We start from the raw sequence: 5,862 nt of genomic DNA on the forward strand, positions 1-5,862 counted from the left end.
GGTCGCCAGGGCGGCGGAGCGGAGGAGGCGGGACGAGCGCGTCATGTCGGAGGTCTGTTCGATACGTCTTGCGGCTTACGGCTGCGGCGTGGCGACAGGCGCGGCCGCGGCGGCCCCGTCTGCCGGAACCGCGGCATCGGCCGGCGCCGCCTCGGCGGGCGGCGTGGTGACCGGGAGTCCGCGCTCGGCGATGAGCGCCTTGGCACGGTCGAGCGGCAGGCGCACCACGCCCGCGCCCTTGTCCACCCAGCCGTAGCTGGTCACCGTCGCCTGCTGCTTCGCCTTGATGTCGCGCAGCCACACCGGCTCGTTGGTGAGCAGCTTCGGGCCGGCCGGCGTCGTGCCGACCTGGTCCAACGTGTTGGCCGGGTCCATCAGCGGACGCGACCGGACGTCGGTGCCCACGCCTCGCCCCTCGTTGATCTTCGAGATCGACGTGTCGGCGGCCGTCGCGCGACGGTCGAGCATGCGGTACGCCCCGAACACCACGAGCGACACGACGCAGAGGATGACGACGAAGCCGACCGTCAGCTTCCCGACCCCGTCGAGCGAGATGTCGGTGGTCTCGTGGTTCAGCGGCCCGGCGCCGTCGTCGCCGTGCGAGCTGTGCGGATGGTGGTGATCAGTGGCCATCTGCCAACGCCTCGGGGAGATAGGGATCGCCGACCGGCAGCAGGGCCCGGCCCTTCAGCAGGTAGCAGAACGCGCCGACCCACAGGCCGAGCACGCAGAGCGCCGCGGCGATGTCCATCCAGTGGATGCCGAACGCGCCCTGCTTGACCCACGGCGCGATCAGCCAGAACACGTCGAGGAACCGCATCACGAGCATGAACGACGCCACCGCCACCAGGCGGCCGCGCATGCGCTTGGTCGAGCGGAACAGCAGCAGGAGCCACGGCAACACGAAGTGGCCAGCCACGATCACGAGCGTGATGCCCTGCCACCCGTCGCCGAACCGGCGCAGGTAGTAGGGAATCTCCTCGGGCAGGTTCGCCGACCAGATGATCAGGAACTGCGAGTACGACAGGTACGCCCACAGCATGATGAAGGCGTACATCAGCGTGCCGTAGTCGTGGAAGCGGTCGACCGAGAGCGCCTTGGCGACGTTGGCGTTGTTGTGGATCAGCGACGCGACGACGATCGAGAACGCCAGGGCCGTGAGCGCCATGCCGACCAGGAACCACAGGCCGAACAGCGTCGAGAACCAGTGCGGGTCGAGCGACATCACCCAGTCCACCGATGCGAACGTCACGGTGAGGCCGAGGATGAGCACGCCGGGGCCGGCGATCTTGTTGAACCGGTCGAGCGGGAACGACGGCTGCGTGTCCTGCTGGAGCGACCAGCGGGCCAGCATCATGGCCAGGCCCGACCAGATCGTGAAGTACGCGACGGCGCGGAAGATGAAGCCCCACTCGTTCAGGTAGGGCGCCTTGGCGCGCAGGATCGGGTCGTTGGCCACCACGTCGAGGTGCGACCACTCGTACAGGTGGTGGATGCCGAAGATGATCGGCAGGAACAGCACCGCCATCAGCGGGATCGTGCGCGCGGAGGCCTCGAAGGTCCGCCGCAGCGCGAGACTCCAGCGACCGCCCGACAGGTGGTGCACCATCAGCAGCGCGAGGCTGCCGATCGGGATCCCCAGCACGAACACGTAGCCGAGCAGGTACGACTTGTAGAACTGCTCCGGGTTGCTCGCGAAGCCGACCGCGAGCGCCACCAGGCCGAGCAGGCCGATGCCGAGCCCGGCCTTCTGCAGGGTGTCGATCTGCGGCGGCGCCTGGAAGAGATCCGGGTTGAGGTTGGGCTCAGTCATGGGCGGCCCCTCCTCCATGGGACGCCTCCGCCGCGGGGGCGGACGCAGCGCCGTCGAGTGCGCCGCGCTTGTCGGCGGGCACGTCGTCGATGGTCGCGTTCTGGCTCAGCTGGAGCGCGCGGATGTAGGCCGCGATGGCCCAGCGATCGGCCGGCGCGACCTGCGCCGAGTAATCCGGCATCTGTCCGAAGCCGTTGCTGATCACGTCGTAGAAGTACCCGATCCCCATGTTGCGCAGGCGCGCGTCGTGGTACGACGCGGGCCGCTTGTAGCCGCGCTGCACCACCGTGCCGTTGCCGTCGCCGATCGGCGAGTGGCAGGGCGCACAGTAGATGTTGAAGCGCTGCTGACCGCGGTCGAGGAGCGCCTGGTCGACCTTGATCGACGCCGGGAAGTCGTGCACGACCTCGCCGTCGACCTTGCCCGAGTAGAACACGTCGTCCTCGCGCAGGTTGCCGCGCGCGACGGTGCCCTCGGGGATTGGCCGCATGGCGCGCTTGTCGGCGAAGAAGTCGCTCTCCTCGAGCGCCTCGTACCGCGGCGTGTCGTGCATGTCCTGGCGGCAGCCCGCGACCAACGAGCCGGCCAGCAGCAGGCCCGCGACCGCCAGGCCCCGGCTGGTGGGGGCGGCTCGCCGAGCCGCCCGCGCGATGTGCGTTCCGAAAGCCATGGCTACGGGTTCACCTCGTTGATCGCCTTCGGGTGCAGACCCTCGAGGAAGGCGCGGGTGCGGGCGACGTCGAAGCGCGGGTCGGTCGCCTCGAGGCACAGGAAGAAGCCCGTGCTCGAGGCCGTCTTCCGGAAGGCCTCGACGTTGAACACCGGGTGGTACGGCTGCGGGAACCCGCACAGCGCCAGCATGCCGAACGTCGTCGCCAGGCCGCCGAACAGGATCGTCAGCTCGTAGGTCGGGATGGAGAACGCCACCCAGCTGTTGAGCGGGCGACCGCCGATGTTCAGCGGGTACTCGATCACCGACGCCCAGTAGCACAGGCCGAAGCCGGCGCAGAAGCCGAAGAAGCCGCCGGTGAAGGTGAACTTCTGCACCCGGCGATCGTCGTGCCCGAGCGCCTCGGCCAGCCCGTGGATGGGCGCGGCGCTGTAGGCGTCCATGTGCCGGTAGCCCTCGGCATGGGCGGCCTTGGCGGCACGCACCAGCTCGGTGGCGTCGGCGAACTCGGCCATCAGGCCGTACAGGGCGGGAGCCTGGACGGTCTCAGCCATGGTGCGCGTCTCCCTTGGCGTGGGCCGCCGGCGTCAGCGTGCGGACCTCGAAGATCGAAATCATGGGCAGCACACGGATGAACAGGTAGAACAGGGTCAGGAACAGGCCCATCGTGCCGATGAACGTGCTCCAGTCCCAGATGGTCGGGTAGTACATCCCCCACGAGCCGGGCAGGTAGTCGCGGTGCAGCGACGTGACGACGATCACGAAGCGCTCGAGCCACATGCCGACGTTGACGGCCATGCACACGGCAAACAGCGGCAGCACCGAGGTCCGGACCTTCTTGGACCACAGCAGCTGCGGCACCACGCCGTTGCAGAAGATCAGCGCCCAGTAGTACCCGGCGTACGGGCCCTTCATGCGGTTGACGATCATGTAGGACTCGAACTGGTTGGCGCTGTACCAGCCGAAGAACGCCTCCATGCAGTAGCCGTAGAACACGATCAGGCCGGTGGCCAGGGTCACCTTGGCCATGTTCTCGATGTGGCGCTCGGTGATGAAGTCGTGCAGGCCGTACAGGGCGCGCATCGGGATCATCAGCGTGAGCACCATCGCGAAACCGGCGTAGATGGCGCCCGCGACGAAGTAGGGCGGGAAGATCGTCGCGTGCCACCCGGGGATGACCGACACGGCGAAGTCGAAGCTCACCACCGTGTGCACCGAGAGGACCAGCGGGGTGCTCAGGCCGGCCATCAGCAGCGAGGCCATCTCGTACCGCTGCCAGTGGATGGCCGAGCCGCGCCAGCCGAGCGAGAAGATGCCGTACAGCTTCCGGGCCAGCGGCGACTTGGCGCGGTCACGCATCGTCGCCAGGTCGGGGATGAGGCCGAGGTACCAGAAGACGATCGAGATCGTCGCGTAGGTCGAGACCGCGAACACGTCCCAGATGAGCGGGCTGCGGAAGTTGGGCCACAGGCCCATCGTGTTCGGGTACGGCAGCAGCCAGTAGGCCGCCAGCCATGGGCGGCCGGTGTGGAAGATCGGGAAGATCGCCGCGCAGGCCACCGCGAACACCGTCATGGCCTCGGCCGCGCGGTTGATCGAGGTGCGCCAGTGCTGCCGGAACAGCATCAGGATGGCGGAGATCAGCGTGCCGGCGTGGCCGATGCCGATCCACCACACGAAGTTGATGATGGCAAAGCCCCAGCCGACCGGGTTGTTGATGCCCCAGATGCCGGTGCCCTTGAACAACAGGTAGGCGATCGCCACCAGGAGCACCTGGAGGATCGAGAAGCCGATCAGGAACCCGATGAACCAGCTGAACGGGGTGCGCCCCGTGATGATCCCGCTGATCTTGTCGGTAATCGACCCGAAGTTGTGCCCTGGCGCCAGATAGCGCGCTCCCGGGACTGCTTCCTTCGCGTGGTCTAGCACGTGTGCCTCGCGTCCTGTCCTGAGTGCTGCATCAGCGGCCGGGCGCCCCGCGGGCGCCCCGGCCACGTGTTCCTAGTGCGTCGACGCCGGGGCGGCCGGAGCCGCCGCCTTGCCGTGTTCCTCGGTCCCCGCGGCCGGGCCCGCCTTCGGGGCATGTCCCTCCGCCGGCGCCCCGTGGCCACCGCCATGTGCGGGCACGTGGACCGCCTCAGGCGAGATCACCGGGTTGGGATTGCGGACCGCGGCCAGGTACGTGGTGCGCGGCCGCGTGTTGAGATCCTCGAGCAGGCCGTAGTTGCGCGGCTCGTTGCGGAGCTTCGCGACCCGGCTTTCGGGGTCGTTCAGGTCGCCGAAGTGGATGGCCTGGGTCGGGCAGGCGGTCTGGCACGCGGTGCGCACCTCGCCGTCCTTGATGCGCCGATCCTCGAGCTTGGCCGTGATGCGCGCCGCGCTGATGCGCTGCGTGCAGTACGTGCACTTCTCCATCACACCGCGGCTGCGGATCGTGACCTCGGGGTTGCGGGCCATCTTCAGCGACTTGGTGTCCCAGTCGCTGTACAGCAGGAAGTTGAACCGCCGCACCTTGTACGGGCAGTTGTTCGCGCAGTAGCGCGTGCCCACGCAGCGGTTGTAGACCATGTCGTTCAGCCCCTCCTGGTTGTGCACCGTCGCGGCGACGGGACACACCACCTCGCAGGGCGCGTTCTCGCACTGCATGCAGGTGAGCGGCTGATCGTGCACCGTGGGGTTGTCGAGATCGCCCTCGTAGTAGCGGTCGATGCGAATCCAGTGCATCTCGCGCCCCGTGGCGACCTGCTGCTTGCCCACGACCGGGATGTTGTTCTCCGACACGCACGCCACGACGCAGGCATTGCAGCCGTCGCAGGCGTTGAGGTCGATGATCATCCCCCACTTGTAGCCCTCGTACTGCCACTCGTTGCCATGCAGGGTGTCCTCGTACTTCGGGACATGCGTCATGTGCTGAGCGAACGTGGGCTCGGCCTTGTACAGCGGGAGCGACGCGGTCCGGACGATCGCGCGCTGCTCCATGTTGAAGTGCATCTGGGTGCTGGCCACCGTGTAGGTGTCGCCAGTGCCCTCGACCTTCGCGCCGGTGGCGAACCACGGCGCCGACGATCGGCGGATCAGGTTGGCGTTGTACCCGAGGCCGGTGCCGACGCGCCCCGCCGCGGCGCGGCCGTAGCCGATCTGCAGGTTGATGCTGTTGTCGGGATGGCCGGCCTGCACCCAGACCGGACCGGTCACGGCGCGCCCGTTCAGGGTCACCGTCGCCAGCTGCGCCTGGTACTTGGTGAGCTTCTGCGCCGCGATGCCGAGCGACTCGGCCGTGCGCGGGCTCATCACGATGACGTTGTCCCACGTCACCTTGTTGAGCGGCTTGGGCAGCTCCTGCAGCCACGGGTTGTTGGCAAACCGCCCGTCGTGCACG

At 68.1% G+C, this 5,862-nt stretch carries 6 protein-coding genes; all 6 read right to left on the bottom strand.

Features of this window, described 5'->3' with window-relative positions; all coding sequences use genetic code 11:
• Positions 1-75 precede the first annotated feature (75 nt).
• Complete coding sequence (locus ACIRDX_RS19700; protein WP_396627145.1) at positions 76-633, bottom strand: hypothetical protein; 558 nt, start codon at positions 631-633, stop codon at positions 76-78.
• The gene (locus tag ACIRDX_RS19705; RefSeq protein WP_396627146.1) at positions 623-1,813 is read right to left on the bottom strand and encodes a hypothetical protein; all 1,191 of its coding nucleotides are present in this window, start codon (positions 1,811-1,813) and stop codon (positions 623-625) included. Before ACIRDX_RS19705 ends, ACIRDX_RS19700 begins: the two co-directional genes overlap by 11 nt.
• Positions 1,806-2,483, bottom strand: a complete 678-nt coding sequence (locus tag ACIRDX_RS19710; RefSeq protein ID WP_396627147.1) for a c-type cytochrome — start codon at positions 2,481-2,483, stop codon at positions 1,806-1,808. The genes ACIRDX_RS19705 and ACIRDX_RS19710 overlap by 8 nt, the downstream gene beginning before the upstream one ends.
• Positions 2,484-2,485: 2 nt before the next feature.
• Positions 2,486-3,037 (bottom strand): DUF3341 domain-containing protein, encoded by a 552-nt coding sequence (locus ACIRDX_RS19715; protein WP_396627148.1) that lies wholly within the window; start codon positions 3,035-3,037, stop codon positions 2,486-2,488.
• Entirely contained in the window at positions 3,030-4,412 is a 1,383-nt protein-coding gene (gene nrfD, locus ACIRDX_RS19720) for an NrfD/PsrC family molybdoenzyme membrane anchor subunit (protein ID WP_396627149.1), read from the bottom strand. Before nrfD ends, ACIRDX_RS19715 begins: the two co-directional genes overlap by 8 nt.
• A 72-nt stretch (positions 4,413-4,484) precedes the next feature.
• Positions 4,485-5,862, bottom strand: a 1,378-nt coding sequence (locus ACIRDX_RS19725; RefSeq protein ID WP_396627150.1) for a 4Fe-4S dicluster domain-containing protein, incomplete at its 5' end; no start/stop codon positions are given.

Source organism: Luteitalea sp. (assembly GCF_044337415.1).
Lineage (GTDB): Bacteria > Acidobacteriota > Vicinamibacteria > Vicinamibacterales > Vicinamibacteraceae > Luteitalea.

Bases quoted from the DNA above. Each gene is read 5' to 3' on its own strand.
- ACIRDX_RS19700 (WP_396627145.1), bottom strand. From the start codon at position 633: ATGGCCACTGATCACCACCATCCGCACAGCTCGCACGGCGACGACGGC.
- ACIRDX_RS19705 (WP_396627146.1), bottom strand. From the start codon at position 1,813: ATGACTGAGCCCAACCTCAACCCGGATCTCTTCCAGGCGCCGCCGCAG.
- ACIRDX_RS19710 (WP_396627147.1), bottom strand. From the start codon at position 2,483: ATGGCTTTCGGAACGCACATCGCGCGGGCGGCTCGGCGAGCCGCCCCC.
- ACIRDX_RS19715 (WP_396627148.1), bottom strand. From the start codon at position 3,037: ATGGCTGAGACCGTCCAGGCTCCCGCCCTGTACGGCCTGATGGCCGAG.